Source organism: Haemophilus parahaemolyticus (genome assembly GCF_002015035.1).
In the GTDB taxonomy this organism is placed as follows: domain Bacteria; phylum Pseudomonadota; class Gammaproteobacteria; order Enterobacterales; family Pasteurellaceae; genus Haemophilus_A; species Haemophilus_A parahaemolyticus.
The window spans coordinates 110,727-131,690 of sequence record NZ_MUXY01000011.1; the positions used below are offsets into that span (position 1 = coordinate 110,727).

At 41.7% G+C, this 20,964-nt stretch carries 19 protein-coding genes; 15 read left to right on the forward strand and 4 right to left on the reverse strand.

Features of this window, described 5'->3' with window-relative positions; translation table 11 throughout:
• The first annotated feature begins 34 nt into the window (after positions 1-34).
• A complete protein-coding gene (gene miaB / locus B0185_RS07635; RefSeq protein ID WP_005705391.1) occupies positions 35-1,462 on the forward strand; it encodes a tRNA (N6-isopentenyl adenosine(37)-C2)-methylthiotransferase MiaB in 1,428 nt (475 codons plus the stop codon).
• 178 nt (positions 1,463-1,640) lie between these two features.
• Positions 1,641-3,176, forward strand: a complete 1,536-nt coding sequence (locus B0185_RS07640) for a YifB family Mg chelatase-like AAA ATPase (RefSeq protein WP_005705439.1) — start codon at positions 1,641-1,643, stop codon at positions 3,174-3,176.
• A gap of 43 nt (positions 3,177-3,219) precedes the next feature.
• Here B0185_RS07640 and menH read toward each other — a convergent pair whose 3' ends face one another.
• Together menH and menD are read right to left on the reverse strand one after the other, a co-directional pair.
• A complete protein-coding gene (gene menH, locus B0185_RS07645) occupies positions 3,220-4,008 on the reverse strand; it encodes a 2-succinyl-6-hydroxy-2,4-cyclohexadiene-1-carboxylate synthase (protein ID WP_005705379.1) in 789 nt (262 codons plus the stop codon).
• Positions 4,008-5,714 (reverse strand): 2-succinyl-5-enolpyruvyl-6-hydroxy-3-cyclohexene-1-carboxylic-acid synthase, encoded by a 1,707-nt coding sequence (gene menD, locus B0185_RS07650; RefSeq protein ID WP_005705398.1) that lies wholly within the window; start codon positions 5,712-5,714, stop codon positions 4,008-4,010. The genes menH and menD overlap by 1 nt, the downstream gene beginning before the upstream one ends.
• Before the next feature lie 182 nt (positions 5,715-5,896).
• Between menD and trpS the strand changes: the two genes are divergently transcribed.
• Positions 5,897-6,925, forward strand: a complete 1,029-nt coding sequence (gene trpS, locus B0185_RS07655) for a tryptophan--tRNA ligase (RefSeq protein ID WP_005705384.1) — start codon at positions 5,897-5,899, stop codon at positions 6,923-6,925.
• A 36-nt stretch (positions 6,926-6,961) separates the two neighbouring features.
• Here the strand turns inward: trpS and mobA are convergent, their stop codons facing one another.
• Entirely contained in the window at positions 6,962-8,062 is a 1,101-nt protein-coding gene (gene mobA / locus B0185_RS07660; protein ID WP_005705382.1) for a molybdenum cofactor guanylyltransferase MobA, read from the reverse strand.
• Positions 8,063-8,146: 84 nt separating this feature from the next.
• Here mobA and B0185_RS07665 point away from each other — a divergent pair, with 84 nt between their 5' ends.
• The 10 genes from B0185_RS07665 to B0185_RS07710 all read left to right on the forward strand — a co-directional run bounded on the left by B0185_RS07665 (position 8,147) and on the right by B0185_RS07710 (position 18,296).
• Positions 8,147-8,416, forward strand: coding sequence for a YihD family protein (locus tag B0185_RS07665; RefSeq protein WP_005705434.1), 270 nt, complete (start codon positions 8,147-8,149; stop codon positions 8,414-8,416).
• 39 nt (positions 8,417-8,455) lie between these two features.
• Positions 8,456-9,094, forward strand: a complete 639-nt coding sequence (gene dsbA / locus B0185_RS07670; protein ID WP_005705429.1) for a thiol:disulfide interchange protein DsbA — start codon at positions 8,456-8,458, stop codon at positions 9,092-9,094.
• A 98-nt stretch (positions 9,095-9,192) separates the two neighbouring features.
• The gene (locus B0185_RS07675; protein ID WP_005705390.1) at positions 9,193-10,656 is read left to right on the forward strand and encodes a surface lipoprotein assembly modifier; all 1,464 of its coding nucleotides are present in this window, start codon (positions 9,193-9,195) and stop codon (positions 10,654-10,656) included.
• 136 nt (positions 10,657-10,792) lie between these two features.
• Entirely contained in the window at positions 10,793-11,344 is a 552-nt protein-coding gene (nudE, locus tag B0185_RS07680) for an ADP compounds hydrolase NudE (RefSeq protein ID WP_005705438.1), read from the forward strand.
• Between the two features lie 18 nt (positions 11,345-11,362).
• A complete protein-coding gene (gene cysQ / locus B0185_RS07685; protein ID WP_005705420.1) occupies positions 11,363-12,193 on the forward strand; it encodes a 3'(2'),5'-bisphosphate nucleotidase CysQ in 831 nt (276 codons plus the stop codon).
• A 65-nt stretch (positions 12,194-12,258) separates the two neighbouring features.
• A complete protein-coding gene (gene zwf, locus B0185_RS07690; RefSeq protein ID WP_005705386.1) occupies positions 12,259-13,743 on the forward strand; it encodes a glucose-6-phosphate dehydrogenase in 1,485 nt (494 codons plus the stop codon).
• A gap of 52 nt (positions 13,744-13,795) precedes the next feature.
• On the forward strand, positions 13,796-14,494 hold the full coding sequence (gene pgl / locus B0185_RS07695) for a 6-phosphogluconolactonase (RefSeq protein ID WP_005705393.1): 699 nt from the start codon (positions 13,796-13,798) through the stop codon (positions 14,492-14,494).
• A 209-nt stretch (positions 14,495-14,703) separates the two neighbouring features.
• Positions 14,704-16,011: an MFS transporter gene (locus B0185_RS07700; RefSeq protein ID WP_005705414.1), complete on the forward strand. Its 1,308-nt coding sequence runs from the start codon at positions 14,704-14,706 to the stop codon at positions 16,009-16,011.
• A gap of 183 nt (positions 16,012-16,194) precedes the next feature.
• On the forward strand, positions 16,195-17,649 hold the full coding sequence (gene gnd, locus B0185_RS07705; protein ID WP_005705395.1) for a decarboxylating NADP(+)-dependent phosphogluconate dehydrogenase: 1,455 nt from the start codon (positions 16,195-16,197) through the stop codon (positions 17,647-17,649).
• Between the two features lie 116 nt (positions 17,650-17,765).
• The gene (locus B0185_RS07710) at positions 17,766-18,296 is read left to right on the forward strand and encodes an inorganic diphosphatase (protein ID WP_005705412.1); all 531 of its coding nucleotides are present in this window, start codon (positions 17,766-17,768) and stop codon (positions 18,294-18,296) included.
• Positions 18,297-18,592: 296 nt separating this feature from the next.
• Here the strand turns inward: B0185_RS07710 and B0185_RS07715 are convergent, their stop codons facing one another.
• Positions 18,593-19,381 (reverse strand): Slam-dependent surface lipoprotein, encoded by a 789-nt coding sequence (locus B0185_RS07715; protein WP_050855291.1) that lies wholly within the window; start codon positions 19,379-19,381, stop codon positions 18,593-18,595.
• Between the two features lie 112 nt (positions 19,382-19,493).
• Between B0185_RS07715 and hslR the strand changes: the two genes are divergently transcribed.
• Complete coding sequence (gene hslR / locus B0185_RS07720) at positions 19,494-19,904, forward strand: ribosome-associated heat shock protein Hsp15 (protein WP_005705423.1); 411 nt, start codon at positions 19,494-19,496, stop codon at positions 19,902-19,904.
• 75 nt (positions 19,905-19,979) lie between these two features.
• Positions 19,980-20,870 (forward strand): Hsp33 family molecular chaperone HslO, encoded by an 891-nt coding sequence (hslO, locus tag B0185_RS07725; protein ID WP_039862936.1) that lies wholly within the window; start codon positions 19,980-19,982, stop codon positions 20,868-20,870.
• Positions 20,871-20,964: the final 94 nt, after the last annotated feature.

Here is a 20,964-nt window from a genome sequence, read left to right on the forward strand (position 1 = left end):
TGATAACCTATTATTAACGGCAATATAGACGATTATGGCAAAATTACATATTACAACTTGGGGCTGCCAAATGAATGAGTATGACTCATCAAAAATGGCGGATCTCTTAAATTCAACCCACGGTTTAGAACTTACCGATAAACCTGAAGAAGCGGACGTGTTGTTGCTCAACACCTGCTCAATTCGTGAAAAAGCACAAGAAAAAGTATTCTCGCAATTAGGTCGTTGGAAAAACTGGAAGAAAGACAAACCTAATTTGATTATTGGCGTAGGCGGTTGTGTGGCTTCGCAAGAAGGTGAACACATCCGTGAACGTGCACCTTTCGTGGATATCGTATTCGGGCCGCAAACCTTACACCGCTTGCCAGAAATGATTAACAAAATCCGCGGCGGTGACCGTGCGATTGTGGATATTTCTTTCCCAGAAATCGAAAAATTCGATCGCTTGCCAGAGCCAAAAGCGGAAGGTCCAACGGCATTCGTGTCGATTATGGAAGGCTGTAACAAATACTGCTCATTCTGCGTGGTGCCTTACACTCGGGGTGAAGAAGTTTCTCGCCCTGTGGACGATGTATTATTTGAAATCGCACAATTAGCCGAGCAAGGCGTTCGTGAAGTGAACTTACTCGGTCAAAACGTAAACGCTTATCGTGGTGAAACCTTTGACGGTGGTATTTGCACCTTTGCAGAATTACTCCGCTTAGTGGCAGCGATTGACGGCATCGACCGAGTGCGTTACACCACCAGTCACCCAATTGAATTTACTGACGATATCATTGAAGTTTATCGCGACACGCCAGAATTGGTAAGCTTTTTACACTTGCCAATCCAAAGTGGTGCAGACCGCATTTTAACGATGATGAAACGTAACCACACTGCATTGGAATATAAAGCGATTATCCGCAAATTGCGTGAAGTACGCCCGAATATTCAAATCAGTTCTGACTTTATCGTCGGTTTCCCTGGCGAAACAGCGGAAGATTTCGAGCAAACGATGAAAGTGATCGAACAAGTGAACTTTGATATGAGCTTTAGCTTTATCTACTCAGCACGCCCAGGAACGCCAGCGGCAGATATTCCAGATGATGTAAGCGAAGATGAGAAAAAAGAGCGTTTGGCGCGTTTACAACAACGCATTAACCATCAAGCGATGCAGTTCAGCCGTGCGATGCTTGGCACAGAACAACGCATTTTGGTAGAAGGCCCGTCGAAAAAAGATATTATGGAATTAACAGGTCGCACTGAAACCAACCGCGTGGTGAACTTCGTGGGTACGCCTGATATGATCGGCAAATTCGTCGATGTGAAAATTACCGATGTTTACACTAACTCGCTACGTGGTGAAGTCGTTCGCACTGAAGATGAAATGGACTTACGTGTAGTGGAATCTGCGGCAAGCGTAATTGCTCGTACCCGTAAAGAAGATGAGCTTGGCGTAGGTCAATACGTTGTTAATCTCTAATTCGGCAAAAATAGTCTGAAAATAAACCGCTTGTAGGACGACTTGCAAGCGGTTATTTTTTATCTAAAGTTTGCACTCATTCAAACTATTTTTGTGATCTCACTCGAAAATCTCAACATTTCTGCTTGGTGATTTGGCTCTCTCTTTTTATGCTGTCGAAATTAAAAATGGAGAGATTATGTCTTTAGCAATAGTTTATAGCCGTGCTTCCATTGGTGTGGAAGCTCCTTTAGTCACGATTGAAGTGCACATTAGTAACGGCAATCCGAAAATGACCATTGTCGGATTACCTGAAACCACAGTGAAAGAAGCAGCGGATCGAGTGAGAAGTGCTTTAATTAACGCTAATTTTTTCTATCCCCCGCAACGCATTACCATCAATCTTGCACCTGCTGATTTACCAAAAGAAGGCGGACGTTTCGATTTACCAATTGCCATTGGTATTCTTGCTGCATCAGGGCAAATTGATTCAGATTTACTCAAACGTTTTGAGTTTTTAGGCGAACTTGCTCTTACAGGTTCTTTGCGAGGCGTACAAGGAGCAATTCCTGCGGTGATTTCTGCAGAGAAAGCAAAACGCCAGATGATTTTAGCCAAGCAGAATGCGAATGAGGCTTCGCTTGTTTCTAATGCTAAAACGCATTTTGCCCATTCGCTATTGCAAGTGGTCAATTTTCTTAACCGACGAGATACACTCCCTGTTGCCCAAGACATTCCGCAACATAGTGAAGAAAATACACCGCTTGTTAAACGTGATCTGACGGATATTATTGGGCAACAACACGCTAAGCGAGCCTTAACAATTGCCGCGGCAGGGCAACATAATCTGCTTTTTCTAGGCCCTCCAGGTACAGGCAAAACAATGCTTGCCAGCCGTTTGGCAGATCTTTTGCCTGAGATGTCGGATGAAGAAGCGATTGAAACGGCATCCATTACAAGCCTTGTACAAAATGAACTGAATTTTACTAATTGGAAAGATCGCCCATTTCGTGCACCTCACCACAGTGCTTCAATGGTAGCGTTAGTTGGCGGGGGAACGATCCCAAAACCTGGCGAAATATCGCTCGCCCATAATGGCGTTTTATTCTTGGATGAGCTTCCAGAGTTTGAGCGTAAAGTGTTAGATGCGTTACGCCAGCCGTTGGAATCAGGCGAAATTATTATTTCGCGTGCCAATGCCAAGGTGCAATTTCCCGCTCGTTTTCAGCTAATTGCTGCGATGAATCCCAGCCCAACAGGACATTATCAAGGTACGCATAACCGTACTTCACCACAGCAGGTTGTCCGTTATTTGAATCGTTTATCAGGACCATTTTTAGATCGTTTTGATCTCTCCATTCAAGTACCACTTTTGCCACAAGGTGCATTGCAGAGTGGCAATGAAAATCGAGGAGAAACAACGGCACAAGTGCGAGAACGAGTGTTAAAGGCAAGGGAAATTCAGTTCAAACGTGCAGGTAAAATCAATTCTCAGCTCAATACTCGTGAGATCGAACGAGATTGTGCATTATCGCGACAAGATGCGTTGTTTTTAGAAAGTGCTTTAACAAAGCTAGGCTTATCGGTGCGGGCTTACCACCGTATTTTAAAAGTTTCCCGAACCATTGCTGATTTAGCTGGCGAAGAGCAGATTAAACAAGTACATTTAGCGGAAGCTCTGGGTTACCGAGCAATGGATAGGTTGTTGCAACGGTTGCATGGAGAGGTTTCGTAGAGACGTTTTATAACGTATAAACGCTGTATTACTTTATAGAATTTTAAGGATTATTTACATATTTAAATTGTTCAATTAATTCTTTAACAAACCCTAATGAATTTTCATCATGGCTATTATGCCCTGCGTTGCGAATCAATCTATGCACTAGTTGATTTTCTAGTGCGATTTGGCGGAATTTTTGATCTTTTTCACCAATAAAGAATGTAATATTTTTTTCACGCATTTTGAGTAAATCTGAATAATCTTGCTGCTTAGCAAGGCTTGTGCTTTCCAACATTTGGGCGATATTTTCACCTGAGTTGTTTTGTCGTTTCTTGATTAAAATTGACCGCTTGCAAGCGTCCAGATGAGCGAAAACAGGCTGTTGATACCAATCGTTTAATACTTGTGTGATTGGCTCTGTGCGGAAACGATTTGCCCAATGTTGATCGTTTTGCCAGCGGGCTTTGCGTTCCGCTTCGGTTTTTAAGCCGATGTTTGTCCCTTCTAAAATCGTGCCAAGTAAATATGGATTTTTGGCGTGAAAGGTGTAATCCAAGGCAACGCGTCCGCCCAGTGAATAGCCGACAAGAAAGAAGGGGGTATCGCCTAATAATGTTATCAAAGTTTGGTGGAGTTGAGCTCTAAGATCGGCAAAATCTTGGCAGGCGATATTTTCACTCTTGCCGTGAAAAGGGAGATCAATAGTAAGCGGTCGAAATTGTGAGAAATTTTGTAAAAGAGTAAGCACACCTTGCCAATCCCCTTGCGAACCGAGTAAGCCGTGTAAAAAAACAACGGGCATTGTTTGCCCGTCGTTTCTGTTTGAATGCCAAGTGCTTGCTAACATTAGGCAATTTCCGCTTGTGAAATTTGTTTAATGAGCGATTTGTACAAATTGCTTCCATCTTGGTCATTCACTTTGATTTCAACTAAAGTCACACCACGGCGGTTATAGGCTAATTTAAGCTTCGCTTTCAAGTCTGCCCAAGTGAACGGGCGGATATACTCAATACCAAACATCGTAGCGATTTGTCCAAATTCGAGGTTGTGCGACAAGCGGTAGAATTGCGATTTCGCTTTGCTATCTACAGGTAACATATCGAAAATTGCCCCACCACTGTTATTGATAACAAACAATAAGGTCGGTTGGTTAATTTGCGAAAGTAAGGCAATCGAGTTTAAATCGTGTAAGGCAGAAATATCGCCAATCACGCCTACGGTTGTTTGTTCGCTTGCTTTGGCGATCCCCGCAAAAGTAGCAATTAAGCCATCAATGCCACTCGCCCCACGGTTGGTGTAAACGGGGTAGCCTTCAGGCAATTTGCATAGGGCATCAACTAAGCGTACAAATAAGCTGTTGCCTAAGAAGAGATTACCTTTTGGCACAAGCACATCTTGCAAATTATGCGCGAATGAAGCTTCGTTTAAACCACCACCAATCTGTTTTTCGATGAAATCGGTACAAAATTGCGACAACGCAAGCGGTTCTAATCGCCACGGTTTTTGACGAAGTGGCGGATGCACACGTAAGAAATGATGAGCTTTCGCCACAAAACGTGTTTGGTGATGTGAGAATGGATTGATGTTGTCTTGATATTCATCCACTTGCCAGAACTCGCCTTTGAAGGCTTCAAGGAATTGATTTACGCGTTTACTGATCACACGAGAACCGAACTGGATCACAATGTCCGCTTGCAATAAAAGCTCGTGCACAGTTTTGTTGGAAAGCCAAATATCTGCGTAAGGTAGGCTAGCATCCACGCAAGATTGAATATCGGTAATCAAGCACCAACCGAGCGTTTCCGCCCAAGTTTTAATCCCGACGCCTTGCTCAACAGGCAATTGCCCGACCACGATTACTCCACGTTTGGTTCGCCAGTAATCCCAGTTGGCGTGCATCGATACTTCCGCTTGGATCTGTTGATGATCGAGCCATTTTGCTTGTGGATTATTCAACCAGCTTTGAATTGGGCTAAGCCACGCATTATTTGCGATCGCAGCTTCGTCCGCATCATATAGAGGCTCAGCAAATGGGGCATTGATATGAATAACACCGCTCTCTTGCTGTTGTTTCACGCAAGCATTTTCCACAGTTGAAACGAGCCACGTAGCCGCATAATTTTCTGTTGCCTTTGGCAAATTAAGGCTTGCAATTGGATAATTCGCAAAAATGTTTTGTTGTTCAATTGCTTGGTTTACTCCACAACCGATAAATTCGGTTGGACGATCTGCTGTAATCACAATCAATTTTTGATGAGTTAAACTTGCTTCGATAATGGCAGGATAAAGGTTCGCGACCGCTGTACCCGAAGTCACGATTACTGCAACGGGATCTTTAGTCGCTTTGGCAATGCCTAATGCAAAAAAGCCTAAACCACGCTCGTCAAAATGGCTATGGCATTGTGCGAGTTTTTCTTGTTGTAGTTGCAATGCTTCCAATGTAAGAGGGGTGGAGCGTGAACCTGGAGCAATACAAAAATGTTTTACACCGTATCGGTTCACGGCATTTAAAATCACTTTTGCCCAAGAACGGTTAAACGTACTAGTGTTCATTCTTTTTCTCTATTTTTAAATTTATAGCTATAAATGCTCATAATTGTAACAAAAAATCAACGACTTTGGGGGTAAATTCTTTATTTTCGTTACAAGCGGTTAAAAACGATTGGCGTTTTACAAAAATGATGGGAAAAGTTAAGATAACGGCGTTTTTAACTTCATATTAAAGAGAATAAAAAATGAGCAAACCTATTGTATTTAGTGGCATTCAGCCATCAGGTGAATTAACCATCGGCAACTACCTCGGTGCATTACGTAATTTCGTGAAAATGCAAGACGATCATGAATGTTTTTTCTGTATCGTCGATTTACACGCAATCACCGTGCGTCAAGACCCAGAAGCCTTACGTAAAGCCTCTTTAGATGTACTTGCCCTTTATTTAGCAAGCGGGATTGACCCAAACAAAAGCACTATTTTCATTCAATCGCACGTGCCAGAACATACGCAATTAGCGTGGGTATTAAACTGCTACACTTATTTTGGTGAAATGAGCCGAATGACCCAATTCAAAGATAAATCAGCTCGCTATGAAGAAAATGTGAACGTAGGTTTATTTACCTATCCCGTGTTAATGGCGGCGGATATTCTGCTTTACCAAGCTAACCAAGTACCAGTAGGCGATGACCAAAAACAGCACCTTGAAATTACGCGCGATATTGCCAACCGCTTCAATGCGTTATATGGCAAAAAAGATGCAGAAGGCAACGTGATTGAACCTGTATTTGCTGTGCCTGAAGTGTTTATTCCGAAAGCGGGTGCACGTGTAATGTCGCTACTTGAGCCGACCAAGAAAATGTCGAAATCAGATGACAACCGCAACAACGTGATTACACTTTTAGAAGATCCGAAATCGGTGGAGAAAAAAATCAAACGTGCAATGACCGATGGTGATGAACCACCTGTGGTGAAATACGATCAGAAAAATAAAGCGGGTGTGTCTAATTTATTGGATATTTTGTCTGCAGTAACAGGCAAAACAATTGCTGAATTAGAAACAGAATTTGAAGGCAAAATGTACGGACACTTAAAAACAGAAGTTGCAATGCAAGTGTCCGAACTGCTTAAAGATTTACAAGAACGCTACAACCATTTCCGTCAAGATGAAGCATTGCTTGAAAAAATCTATCGTGAAGGGGCAGAAAAAGCTCGTGCCCATGCGAAGAAAACACTTGATGAAGTGTATAAATTAGTGGGTTTTGTTCAGTAATTTTAATGCCCCACGCTCAATAGTATGGGGCATTTTTTATCTTTTTAACCACGTTTTTACAAATTCTGCCACTTCATCCACATTATTGATATTCAATCGATTTTCTCGTTCAAGCGGGTAATCGGTGGCGGTGGCAATGGTCCATTCATCTAGTTCAGGTAAGGGTTTTTTTACTTCTTTTCGATGAAGCTGAATTTTTGGTAAGGCTTCGTGTTTAAAGCCTTCGACCAGCACCAAATCTACATCTTTGAAATTGGCAATAATTTGCTGAAAATCGACCGCTTGTTCGGGTGTTTCGGCCATTAATGCCCAACGTTCATCGCAGGCAATTGCGGTGGGATTCGCTCCCGCTAAACGCAATCGATGGCTATCTTTGCCTGGTTTATCCACATCAATGTTATGGTGTGAATGTTTGATTAAACCGACTTTGAGATTGCAAGCGGTCAATTTGGGAATCAGTTTTTCCAACAACGTAGTTTTGCCTGTGCCACTGTAGCCTGTAATGGCAAGCACAGTGGGGACTGTATGAGGCATTTCTGCTGTTGCCAATTCCTCTAATGTATTGAAATTTCTAAATGCGGCTGTTTGATCAGAAAAATCTACTGCAACACTTTTTTGTTGTTGGAAGAATTGGTATAAGCGGCGTTCGCCCATTTGCAGGTAATCATTCAGTGCTTTTGCGACATTGCGATGAATTAACGCAAAAGTCGGGTGCGGTCGTTCGCCATCGTGGGCATAGGCAATCTCTGCTTGGTTAATTTGCAAGGCTGTAAGTAGTTTTTTAAGCAAATTTTCTGGCAAAAATGGAGAATCACAAGGCACGAACAGCAGATAATCGCTGTCAATCTGATGAAAGCCTGTAAGCATTCCGCTCAGCGCCCCTTGGAAATTGGGCATTTCATCTTGGTAAAAAGGCAAGTGAGGGAAAAACTGCTGATATTCCGCCTGTGAGCGGTTTATATTCAAATAAACTTTTCCATTTACTGCTGATAATTGTGGGCTAAGACGTTGCAAAATATGTGCAATAAGTGGAAGATTTTGTAGCTTTTGCAAGCCTTTTTCTACGCCATTCATTCGGCGAGCCAAACCGCCTGCGAGAATTACAGCGTGAATTTGAGGTGAAGTTTTTTCTGTCATAAATAAGGGCTTTTCTTTGCAAAAAGAGTGCTAAAAGTATATGATCCGAGCCAATTTTCAACAAGATTTTTTAAGGATTTTCCGGTGAAATGCAAACGTTTAGAAGAATTATTAGAGCTATTGGGCGACCATTGGCGTAAAAACCCTGATTTACATTTGATGGATATTTTGCAGCAGCTCTCGGTAGAGGTGGGCGAACCTGATAACTACCCTGCATTACGTGATGAGGTGTTAATTTATCAGTTAAAAATGCGTAATGCCGACAAACACGAGCCAATCCCTGGCCTAAAAAAAGATTACGAAGATGATTTTAAAACGGCACTTTTACGTGCACGTGGAATTTTAAAAGACTAATGTGGTCTAATAGAAACCATATTTTTAAAGGAAATTAAAATGAAAAAAATGTTATTAAAAACTACATTCGTTGCACTTTCTGCATTTTTCGCAGTAAATTCGACCGCTTTTGCATCAAATCCTGTGGAAGGTAAAGAGTACAATATCGTTCGACAAGCACCATCAGCTCAAAAAGAGGTGCTGGAATTTTTCTCTTTCTACTGCCCGCATTGCTATGATTTTGAATTGAACTACAAAATCCCTTCACAAATTAAAGCAAACTTGCCTGAAGGCACAAAATTGGTGCAATATCACGTGAATTTCTTAGGTCGACAATCTGAAAACTTAACTCGTGCGTGGGCGTTTGCAATGGCTCAAGGCGTAGAAGATAAAGTAAAAACAGCGTTGTTTGAAGGAGCACAAAAAGATGCGTTTAAATCAATGGACGACATCAAGGCGGTATTCGTAGCAAATGGCGTAAGTGCGGAAGATTTCGATAACGGCATTAACAGCTTTGCGGTAAATGGCTTGGTAAACAAACAAGTTCAGGCTGCGGAAGAGTTCAAAGTTCGTGGTGTGCCAGCTTTCTTCGTAAACGAGCAGTATGAAATCAATTTAAGTGGTTTCTCAGATTCCACCTCAACTAACGATTTCATCAAACGCTATGTAGATGCAGTAACGTTTTTAATTAAAAAATAATCGTAAGGCGGACCCAAATCCGCCCTACCAAGAAAATTAAAGGGCTTTTGCCCTTTTTTTGTGATTTTCCCTAGGATATCTATATAAGAGAAATATCAATGAAACTTTCCCACTCAATTGTATTTGCAATCTTTGGCCTAAATCTGACCTCTTTCGCACAGGCAGAAATAGTGCAACCGCAAGAAAAGAAAATGGCTGAGCCTAAAAATGATTTAACCGAACGCTTCCAAGTGGCTCAACCAAAACCTAAAACTCAGCCTGATACAGAACAAACAGAAACATCAGGCTCGGTGTCGATGACAAAAGAAGAATTAGCTCAGCACCCTGATTTAATCGTACGAGGTTTAATTCCAGCTGTGTTACAAAACAACGAACAAGCGGTCGAATTATTGTTGCCGATGTACCAAAACTTGCCAAAGCAAGATCCATTCTTACGTGAGTGGGCAGAAGCGATTTCGGCTAAAGCACAAGGCAATTTTAGCCTTGCAGTAGAACGTTACCGCTCGCTCTTTGCACAAAAATCGGATATTCCTGCTTTGCGTTATCAGCTCGCTCAAGCCCTCTTTTTAAATAACAATAATGAGGCAGCAAAAGATCAATTCCAGAAATTGCGTGCGGAAAATTTATCGCCCGATTCAGTGGCAATTATCGACCAATATTTGACTGCTTTAAATAAACGTGATCAGTGGAAATTTAGCGGTGGAATGAGCTTCCTTAACGAGACGAATATCAACAATGCACCTAAAGCGGGCACGAGAGTAGGCGGTTGGGAAGCATGGAAAAAAGAGAGTGCACAGGGCTTTTCTTACTACTTCAACACTGAGAAAAAATGGTCGTTGCCAAATCAGTTTTTCACCAAAATAGCGTTGGATACTTCGGGAAAATATTATTGGGATAACAAAAAATATAACGAGCTTAATGTGCGGACAGGTGTTGGCTTAGGCTATCAAACCGCACGTTTTGAAATTGCTCTTACCCCCTTTACCGAGAAACGTTGGTATGCGGGTGGTTCATCGGGCAGTGAATCGCTTAAACAATATTCAAAAAACTCAGGTGTGCAGCTTGAAAGCAGTTACTGGCTGAATGAAAAATGGCAACTTTCAAATGTATTGGAATATGGTGAACAACGCTACGACTGGCGTAAGCACCTAAACGGCAACAACTATTTGTGGTCAAACACGCTCTTATATGTGCCAAAAAGCGGGCAATATTGGTTTGCAGGTTTGGATTACAATCGTGAAAATACTCGCGATAAAGACAATGCTTACCAACGTACTAGTGCACGTTTAGGCTGGGGGCAAGAATGGGGCTGGGGAATTTCTAGCCGCATCTCGTTTTCTTATGCGAAGCGAACTTATCAGGCACATCCTGCTCCAGATTTAATCGGCAAAATACAAAAAAATGATGAATATTCTTCTGCTTTAACGCTCTGGCATCGTGACTTGCATTTCTTTGGCGTGACACCAAAAGTGACGTGGCAATATCAGAAAGTAAGCAGTAACCACCCATTTTATAGCTACGATAAAAATCGGGTTTATTTTGAGATGAGTAAAACATTTTAAACTGTGATATGCTTAATCTTGTTGCAAATAACATTTCTCTTAGTGTATGGGGCAGTTTATCTCCGCCTGATAAATCTCGGAAAATTCAGGGTGGGGATAGCTCTCTACATAGGATTAACGTAAAGATAAAAATAAAATGAAAACACTACCCGAAATTAAATCTGTTTCTGTCATTGCGAAAACCTCAATTTTCGAAGTGCAATCAGTCGATTTACGTTTTTCTAATGGCGAGGAACGAACCTATGAACGCCTTACGCCACAACGCCGTTCTTCAGTAATGGTGTTGCCAATTCACGAAGGTAATTTAATTTTTGTACGGGAATATGCAGTGGGCTCTGAGCGTTATGAACTCACCTTTCCGAAAGGAATTATAGATGCGGGCGAAGAACCGATTGAAAGTGCTAATCGTGAGTTACAAGAAGAGATTGGTTTTGGTGCACGTAAAATAGAGCCGTTACGGAATTTATACAGCGGTCCGAGTCATATGTTTGGCTTAATGCACGTTTTTGTGGCAGAAGATCTTTATCCATCCAAACTTGAGGGCGATGAACCTGAACCGCTTGAGCTGGTTCACTATCCGTTGGCAAAAATCGATGAATTACTTGCCTCCCCTGATTTTGCCGAAGCCAGAAATTTATCCGCCCTCTTTTTATTAAAAGCATATTTAAATAAGAATACGGAAAAATAGAGAAAAAAGGACGGAACTATGCAAACACTTAATCAATCCTTGTTGGATAAAATCGTAAAAATCGCCCAAGATGCAGGCGAACACCTCAAAGATTTTTATGCGAAATCGGTCGAAGTGCATATTAAATCGGATAAAACACCTGTCACCGAGGCGGATCTTTTTTTAAGCCAATTTATCACGGAACAGTTAAAACAGCTTACGCCAGATGTGCCTGTGCTTTCGGAAGAAAATTGCGATATTGCCTTTGAAGAGCGTCAAAAATGGGACGAATATTGGATTATCGATCCACTGGATGGCACTCAACAATTTATCAATCGTACCGATCAATTTGCGGTGATTATTGCTCTTGTGCAAAAACAAATTGGCAAAAATCACCCTGTCTTAGGCGTGATCCACGCCCCTATCTTGGAAAAAACCTACTTTGCAATGCAACATTTTGGCTGCTATTTGCAAGAAAAAGGTGAAATTCGACCGCTTCACGGCTTGAAACAAGCTGACTATCGCGATCACAATCTGCATATCGCGATTGGTTTCGTACATCCTGATCATATCGAAGATAACCTCAAACCGCCTTATCAAGCTACTTTTATGGAATATGGCTCAAGCAGTTTAAAATCGGGCTTGGTAGCGGAGGGAATTAGCGATTGCTATATCCGTTTTGGCGACACTGGCGAATGGGACACCGCCGCATCAGAAGTTCTACTTAGCGAAATTGGTGGTGAAATTTTTGATCTGCATTTTGAACCGCTCAGTTACAATGAACGCGAAACGCTGATTAATCCTTATTTTATTATGGTGCGCGACAGCCAGCACGATTGGCAGAATGTCTTTCAATTTAATAAGTTGTAGCGATTAGTAAAAACGGCGAAAATGTTGCATTATTGTTAAAACTTATAATCTCATTAGGAATAAAAATGAACATAGAAAATTGTTGTATCGTGATTTTTGGGGCTTCGGGGGATTTAACCTTCCGTAAGCTCATCCCCGCACTTTATAACTTACATAAAGTTGGCAGATTAGGCGAGCATTTTTCGGTACTCGGTGTGGCTCGTACGGAATTAAACGACGAGCAATTCCGAGCAAAAATGCGTGATGCGTTAATTAAATTTGAGAATGCAAGCGGTGAAACTTTAGATGAATTTTGCCATCACCTTTACTATCAAGCAGTAAATACTTCCGATGCGTTAGATTACGTGAAACTCTTGCCCCGTCTTGACGATTTACATGACAAATATGGCAGTGCAGGCAACACGCTTTACTACCTTTCAACCCCACCAAGTTTATATGGCGTGATCCCAGAATGCTTGGCAGCACACGGTTTAACCACCGAAGAGTTCGGCTGGAAACGCATTATTGTGGAAAAACCATTCGGCTATGATATTCAAACTGCAAAAGCATTAGACGTGCAAATTCACCGCTTCTTTGAAGAGCATCAAATCTACCGTATTGACCACTATTTAGGCAAAGAAACCGTACAAAACTTGCTCGTGTTACGCTTCTCAAACGGTTTATTTGAACCACTTTGGAACCGCAATTACATTGATTATGTGGAAATCACAGGAGCAGAATCAATTGGAGTGGAAGAACGTGGTGGCTATTACGATGGCTCAGGTGCGATGCGTGATATGTTCCAAAACCACTTATTGCAAGTGCTTGCCATGGTTGCAATGGAGCCACCAGCGATTATCAACGCGGACGCAATGCGTGATGAAGTGGCAAAAGTGCTTTACTGCTTACACCCGCTTTCTAACGAAGATTTGAAAAATAACCTCGTGCTCGGGCAATACACCGCCGCAGAAATTGATGGAGAAATGGCGAAAGGCTATTTAGAAGAGAAAGGCGTACCAGAAGATTCCAATACAGAAACCTTTATGGCATTAAAATGTGAAATCGATAACTGGCGCTGGGCGGGTGTGCCTTTTTATGTTCGCACAGGCAAACGATTACCAACCCGCGTAACGGAAGTGGTTATCCATTTCAAAACTACACCGCACCCCGTGTTTAGCCAAAATGCACCTGAAAATAAATTGATTATTCGCGTGCAACCTGATGAAGGTATCTCAATGCGTTTCGGTTTGAAAAAACCAGGTGCAGGCTTTGAAGCAAAAGAAGTATCAATGGACTTCCGTTATGCTGATTTAGCTTCTCCAAGTCTTCTCACTGCCTACGAACGTTTATTGTTAGACGCAATGAAAGGTGATGCCACCCTATTTGCCCGCACTGATGCAGTGCACGCTTGTTGGAAATTTGTGCAGCCTATTTTGGATTATAAAGCCCAAAATGGTCGTGTCTATGAATATGAAGCAGGTACTTGGGGACCAAAAGAAGCGGATAAGCTGATCGCCAAACACGGCAGAGTATGGCGTAAGCCTTCAGGTATGATGAAGAAAAAAGTGTAATGAATTTTCCCCTCGCCCTTTGTGGGAGAGGGGATATGATAGAGAACCTAAAATGAAAAAAGTTATCTTCCCTACCGCTCAACAAGCAGTCGAAAAAATCGCTCAGGAATTGAAAGCATATAGCGAACAACATCGTCCTGTACATATCTCTCTTTCTGGCGGTTCAACGCCAAAATTATTATTTAAAACCTTAGCTCAAGCTCCGTTTGCCAATGAAATTCAATGGCAAAATCTCCATTTCTGGTGGGGGGACGATCGTATGGTTCCACCACAAGATCCTGAAAGCAATTATGGCGAAGTACAAAAACTGCTCTTTGATCACATCCAAATTCCTGCCGAGAATATTCACCGCATTCGTGGTGAAGAAAACGTCGAGCAAGAATTGGTAAGATTTTCGCAAGAATTGACCGCTTGCGTGCCAGATTTAGCCTTCGATTGGATTATTCTTGGAATGGGTAACGACGGACACACTGCATCGCTTTTCCCACATCAAACCAACTTTGATGATCACAATGTTGCGGTGATTGCCAAACACCCTGAAACAGGGCAAATTCGCATTTCTAAAACCGCGAAATTATTGGAAAACGCCAAACGTATTACTTACTTAGTGACTGGCGTGGCAAAAGCGGAAATTTTGAAAGAAATCCAAGAAACGCCTGCAGAAAACTTGCCTTATCCAGCCGCGAAAATTCAGGCAAAAAATGGCGTGACGGAATGGTATTTAGATGCTGAAGCGGTGAAGTTATTATAGATAATAATGTAGTGTCTAAGCACTAAGGGGCAAATCAATATCTTACCTTGATTTTGCTATTTTAACTTATCGGTTGAGATACAAGGGGTGAGTTGTATTCGCCCTAATATTCCATCAATGTTTTGGGACAAATGTAATTTGCCCCTATAGCAAAAGCAACAGTGTTGCAACAAACAAAAACAAATCAACAAATATAACTTGAGGTCTTAATGAATTTAAGAGAAAAAATCGACAATAGCCCAATGGGCTTTTACCAGTGGGCTATTGTGTTAATGGCTGCCGTAATGAACTTTTTAGACGGCTTTGACGTGCTTGCCATCGCCTTTACTGCCACCAATATCAGCAAAGATTTTGGCTTGAGCAAAACCGAATTTGGGATGCTCGTCAGTGCAGGGTTAATAGGTATGGTAGTTGGCTCAATGGTGCTGGCACCACTTGCTGATAAATTTGGCCGTCGCCCAATTTTATTACTTTCTGTAGCATTTTCTGCAGTGGGTTTGGCGGTTTCTGGCTTTTCTACTACGTCTGAAATTCTTGCGTTCTCACGTATTCTCACAGGCTTAGGCGTAGGCGGTATTTTGGTAGGAACTAACGTAATCACTAGCGAATATTCATCGAAAAAATGGCGTAGCTTTGCGATTAGCGTTTACGCAGCAGGCTTCGGTATCGGGGCGATGATTGGCGGGATTATCGCGAAATCGTTACAAGCCGCTTACTCTTGGCACGCTGTTTACTTTGCGGGTGCCGTAATGACGGCAGTCGTTTTTGTGGTACTTTGGATTTGGTTACCAGAATCAATCGACTACCTCAATTCAAAACAGCCACAAAATGCTAAAGTACGTTTAAATAAAATTGCCCATAAACTCGGCTTTGCAGGCGAATGGGATTTAACGTCAAAAGCAGAGAAAATGGCAGTAAAATTGCCGATCTGGGAGCTATTTGGCAAAAAATATCTGCGTTCTACGCTATTATTATGGCTCTCATTTTTTGCGATTATGTTCTGCTTCTACTTCATCAGCTCGTGGACCCCTGCGTTGTTAAAAGAAGCAGGAATGACCATGGAAGAGAGTATCAATGTGGGAATGATGATCTCGCTTGGCGGTGCAGCAGGCTCATTGGTTTATGGATTAATCGCCAGCCGCTGGTCTGCACGTAGCGTGTTGATGCTGTTTACTGTGGCGTCTTCAATTGCCATTGTGGTCTTTATTCTTTCAAGTGCGAACCTTGCGATTGCAATGGTACTTGGCGTGGTAGTCGGTGCGTTAATTAACGGTTGTATCAGTGGTTTATATACCATCAATCCAGCTACTTACGATGCGGATATTCGCAACACAGGTGTGGGCTGGGCGATTGGTGCAGGTCGTGCTGGTTCAGTGCTTGCTCCAACGGTTGCGGGAATATTGCTTGACTCAGGATGGGGAAAACAAACGCTTTATATCGCCGTGGCAGGTGTAATGTTGATTGCAACAGTAGCATTAGCCTTTAAGAAATCGCATGTGGAGATTAGAAGAGCTTAAGCGGTCGAATTTTAAGAGCATTTCGTGAAAATGCTCGAAAGCCTCCTCTTTACCAAGGTAGGGGGGATTCGTTAGAAATGTAAATTTTCACTTAAATTTAACCGTTTACGCCCTTATGCATAACGTAGGATAAAATCAAAAATCATGGTGGGCTAAAGCCTACCCTACCAACAGGAGAAAAAAATGTCAGTAAAAGGCGACATCGGTGTTATCGGCTTAGCCGTAATGGGGCAGAACCTTATTTTAAATATGAATGATCACGGCTTTAAAGTAGTAGCATATAACCGTACAACTTCAAAAGTGGATGAATTCTTGGAAGGGGCTGCGAAAGGCACAAACATTATTGGGGCGTATTCTTTAGAAGACTTGGCGTCTAAATTAGAGCGTCCACGCAAAGTGATGTTAATGGTGCGTGCGGGTGATGTGGTGGATCAATTTATTGATGCATTACTACCGCACTTGGAAGAAGGCGACATCATTATTGATGGCGGTAACTCAAACTATCCAGATACGAACCGTCGTGTGAAAGCCTTAGCAGAGAAAGGTATTCGCTTTATCGGTTCAGGCGTTTCAGGCGGTGAAGAGGGTGCTCGTCACGGACCTTCCATTATGCCAGGCGGTAATGCGGAAGCGTGGCAATATGTGAAACCAATCTTCCAAGCGATCTCGGCGAAAACTGAACAAGGCGAGCCTTGCTGTGACTGGGTGGGCGGCGAAGGGGCTGGTCATTTCGTGAAAATGGTTCACAACGGCATCGAATATGGCGATATGCAATTAATTTGTGAAGCCTACCAATTCTTAAAAGAAGGCTTAGGCTTAAGCTACGAAGAGATGCAGTCTATCTTTTCAGAATGGAAAAAAACCGAGCTTGATAGCTACTTAATCGACATCACCACCGACATTCTTGGCTATAAAGATGCCGACGGCGAGCCGTTAGTAGAAAAAATCTTAGATACTGCAGGTCAAAAAGGGACAGGTAAATGGACGGGTATCAACGCCTTAGATTTCGGTATTCCATTAACCTTAATCACTGAATCAGTGTTCGCACGTTGTGTATCTTCATTCAAAGACCAACGTTTAGCCGCAAGCCAACTCTTCAACAAAACCATCACACCAGTTGAAGGTGACAAAAAAGTATGGATCGAAGCGGTGCGTAAAGCATTATTAGCTTCAAAAATCATCTCTTACGCACAAGGTTTTATGCTCATTCGTGAAGCATCAGAACAGTTCGGCTGGAACATCAATTACGGTGCAACCGCATTGTTATGGCGTGAAGGTTGTATCATCCGCAGCCGTTTCTTAGGCAATATCCGCGATGCGTACGAAGCGAACCCAGATTTAATTTTCTTAGGTTCAGACAGCTACTTCAAAGGTATTTTAGAAAATGCGTTAAGTGACTGGCGTAAAGTGGTGGCGAAATCGATTGAAGTGGGCATTCCAATGCCGTGTATGGCATCGGCGATCACTTTCTTAGATGGCTACACCTCAGCACACTTACCTGCAAACTTATTACAAGCTCAACGTGACTACTTCGGTGCACACACTTATGAACGCACGGACAAACCACGTGGCGAATTCTTCCACACCAACTGGACGGGGCGTGGTGGTAATACAGCATCGACGACTTATGATGTTTAAAAATAGCGGACGGGGATAACCCCCGTTCTCATAGAATTCTAATAATAAACTGCGAATATTGGCAAAAAACTGCTATACTCTCGCAGTTTTTTAACCCAACCAATGAGGACATTTCAATGGCTGATTTTAATCAAATTTTAACTCCAGGCGATGTAGATGCTGGTATTATCAACGTAGTAAACGAAATCCCTGAAGGCAGCTGCCACAAAATCGAATGGAACCGTAAAGTTGCTGCATTCCAATTAGATCGTGTAGAGCCAGCAATCTTTGCAAAACCAACTAACTATGGCTTTATTCCGCAAACTTTAGACGAAGATGGTGATGAGTTAGATGTGTTATTGATCACTCGTCAACCATTAGCGACAGGTGTATTCCTTGAAGCGAAAGTAATTGGTGTGATGAAATTCGTCGATGATGGCGAAGTAGACGATAAAATCGTTTGTGTACCAGCAGATGACCGCGACACAGGTAATGCATACAATACATTAGCAGATTTACCTGCGAATTTAATTAAACAAATCGAATTCCATTTCAACAACTATAAAGCGTTGAAAAAACCAGGTTCTACTAAAGTCACTCACTGGGGCGATGTGGAAGAAGCAAAAGAAGTAATCCGTGAATCAATCAAACGTTGGAACGAACGTTAATCTTGCATTTCTAGGATTAAAATGAAAACAAGCGGTCAAATTTGACCGCTTGTTTGCTAAGGGAGTTTTTTCTTTTCAGCCAAAAAACAGCACCTCATTGTTTCCCAAGTCTGACCATTCCTCTGAGTTCTTGAGTATTATTTCCATAAAATTTCTATTCTACTTGTCCTGTTTCAATTAAAACAGAAGCGTTTGCTGGACCTGTGAAACTATTACCTGAGATGCGAGAAGTTGGCTCTGTTCCATCTATATTCAATTTGTATGGTGTAACTTTTGTCTACTATGCTGTTAAAAAACTATTGCTTCTGTGCTCCAAATGCTGCATTAAAGCTATCGTCATGAGATTCTGCTATACCACCTAATTCTTTAGCGTTTTCACCAAAGAATTTACCTTGTACTTCAACTTTTGTATCTGATTTAAAAGCATCTGAAGTAGCTGTACCTGTAAATGTATTATTCTGAATATTAGCATCAATATGAACAGGTTTAATGTTTTTGATGGTTAAAGTGCCCTTTAATTTTTTCTCATCAAAATCGACATCAAATTTTGATATACCTGAGTTATATCCTGTTTTCTTATTATATTCTCCAATACCGCCGATTACTTCACCTGAATAAGATGCTTTTCCTAATGGCATACTTTGAGTTGGTTTGCCGTTATAGAATATATAGGTTGGTATAGATTCATTGGGGGAATCGATGATGCCGAAGCGGGTAGATGAATATTTTTCACAACAGATGATAATGTCTCTATTTGATTGAGAATAAATTGCCCAAGGAGAATTAATATCTTCACTTGGTTTTAACATAATATCAATGTTTTCATCATTAATATTGATCTTATTTATATCTATATTAGTAAGAGGATGAATTTTTTCCTTATCTCTTCGATTAATGAGGGTATACCCCCCGGTATGATTATGTGGGTTTGGTTGAAGAATTTTAGAGGATTGATTTGAGGTCTGTTGAGGAGTAGCATGGTGATTTGTGCTACTGTTACTACCACCGCTTCCACAAGCGGTTAAAATTAATACGGATAATGCGGTTAAATTGAATTTAACTGAATTGTGTAGAGAGAACATCATATATTTCCTATTCTTTATGAATGTAATTTTTAACATTATAACAAAGTTGGTTTAGGAAAGATAGTAACAGGCTTATTGGTATAAGCCGAGAAATATAGGGGTAAGTCAAATTATGAAGAAAAATAATCAAGAACAATCCGATAATGAAATTCGCCTTGATAAATGGCTTTGGGCAGCACGTTTTTATAAAACGCGTTCGATTGCTAAAGCGATGATTGAAGGCGGAAAAGTACATTACAACGGTCAGCGAGCGAAAGTTAGCAAAGCAGTTGAAATTGGAGCGACGCTCAAACTACGCCAAGGTAATGAAGAGAAAGAGATCGTTGTTACTGCACTGAGCGATCAACGTCGTGGTGCACCAGAAGCACAATTACTTTATCAAGAGACAGAAAAAAGTGTAAAACAGCGTGAAGCGATTGCGTTTGCTCGTAAGGCAAATGCCCTTTCGATGCCACATCCAGATCGTCGCCCGAATAAGAAAGAACGCCGAGAGCTCGCCAAATTTAAAGACCATATCTTGTAATTTGCAAAAGCACCTCCATATTGTGTGCAACATACATTCCCCCTTTATGTAAGGGGCTTTTTTATTTTAAGGAACATTATGTACAAACAAGACAACGATAAACTCTATCGCTACTTATTCCAAAACCGTGCTGTGCGTGGCGAATGGGTACGCTTAAATGATACTTTTACCGAAACATTAAACACGCATCACTACCCAATCGCGGTACAAAATTTATTAGGTGAGATGTTGGTCGCAACGAGCCTTTTAACCGCTACAATGAAATTTGAAGGCACTATTACCGTGCAAATTCAAGGCGATGGTCCGTTAAAATTAGCGGTCGTAAATGGCAATGAGCAGCAGCAATTACGTGCATTAGCTCGTGTAGAAGGTGAAGTGGCAGAAACAGCCACTTTACACGAAATGATCGGCAATGGCGTGTTGGTGATTTCTATCATCCCAACCGATGGCGAACGCTATCAAGGCGTCATTGGCTTAGATAAACCAACAATTCGTGAATGTTTAGAAGATTATTTCATGCGTTCTGAACAGTTGCAAACGCATTTGGTGATCCGCACAGGCGAATATGAAGGCACAGCTGTTGCAGGTGGAATGTTGTTGCAAATTATGCCAGATGGCACGGGAACGCCTGAAGATTTCGAGCATTTAGCCACTTTAACTGAAACCGTGAAAGATGAAGAGTTATTCGGTTTAACTGCAGAAGAGTTGCTTTATCGCCTATACCACGAAGAGCACGTGCAAGTTTATGAACCGCAAAATACCGAATTCAAATGTGGCTGCTCACGTGAACGTTCTGGCAATGCAATTTTATTATTGCCAACGGAAGAAATTGAGGAAATGTTAGCCGAAAAAAATGGTGTGATTGATATGCAATGCGAATGTTGTGGCACGCAATATTTCTTTGATAAAAAAGCGATTGAAGAGTTTAAAGAAGAAGCGGATAAATTAAATCAGTTAGGACTGTAAGGTAAATAAATAAGGGCAGAAAATATAATGATCCGCACCTTAATCAGTTAGACGTTTGGTCAAACTTTTGAGGTGTAGCTCATGTCGAAAACAG

Bases quoted from the DNA above. Each gene is read 5' to 3' on its own strand.
- miaB (WP_005705391.1), top strand. From the start codon at position 35: ATGGCAAAATTACATATTACAACTTGGGGCTGCCAAATGAATGAGTAT.
- B0185_RS07640 (WP_005705439.1), top strand. From the start codon at position 1,641: ATGTCTTTAGCAATAGTTTATAGCCGTGCTTCCATTGGTGTGGAAGCT.
- menH (WP_005705379.1), bottom strand. From the start codon at position 4,008: ATGTTAGCAAGCACTTGGCATTCAAACAGAAACGACGGGCAAACAATG.
- menD (WP_005705398.1), bottom strand. From the start codon at position 5,714: ATGAACACTAGTACGTTTAACCGTTCTTGGGCAAAAGTGATTTTAAAT.
- trpS (WP_005705384.1), top strand. From the start codon at position 5,897: ATGAGCAAACCTATTGTATTTAGTGGCATTCAGCCATCAGGTGAATTA.
- mobA (WP_005705382.1), bottom strand. From the start codon at position 8,062: ATGACAGAAAAAACTTCACCTCAAATTCACGCTGTAATTCTCGCAGGC.
- dsbA (WP_005705429.1), top strand. From the start codon at position 8,456: ATGAAAAAAATGTTATTAAAAACTACATTCGTTGCACTTTCTGCATTT.
- B0185_RS07675 (WP_005705390.1), top strand. From the start codon at position 9,193: ATGAAACTTTCCCACTCAATTGTATTTGCAATCTTTGGCCTAAATCTG.
- nudE (WP_005705438.1), top strand. From the start codon at position 10,793: ATGAAAACACTACCCGAAATTAAATCTGTTTCTGTCATTGCGAAAACC.
- cysQ (WP_005705420.1), top strand. From the start codon at position 11,363: ATGCAAACACTTAATCAATCCTTGTTGGATAAAATCGTAAAAATCGCC.
- zwf (WP_005705386.1), top strand. From the start codon at position 12,259: ATGAACATAGAAAATTGTTGTATCGTGATTTTTGGGGCTTCGGGGGAT.
- pgl (WP_005705393.1), top strand. From the start codon at position 13,796: ATGAAAAAAGTTATCTTCCCTACCGCTCAACAAGCAGTCGAAAAAATC.
- B0185_RS07700 (WP_005705414.1), top strand. From the start codon at position 14,704: ATGAATTTAAGAGAAAAAATCGACAATAGCCCAATGGGCTTTTACCAG.
- gnd (WP_005705395.1), top strand. From the start codon at position 16,195: ATGTCAGTAAAAGGCGACATCGGTGTTATCGGCTTAGCCGTAATGGGG.
- B0185_RS07710 (WP_005705412.1), top strand. From the start codon at position 17,766: ATGGCTGATTTTAATCAAATTTTAACTCCAGGCGATGTAGATGCTGGT.
- B0185_RS07715 (WP_050855291.1), bottom strand. From the start codon at position 19,381: ATGATGTTCTCTCTACACAATTCAGTTAAATTCAATTTAACCGCATTA.
- hslR (WP_005705423.1), top strand. From the start codon at position 19,494: ATGAAGAAAAATAATCAAGAACAATCCGATAATGAAATTCGCCTTGAT.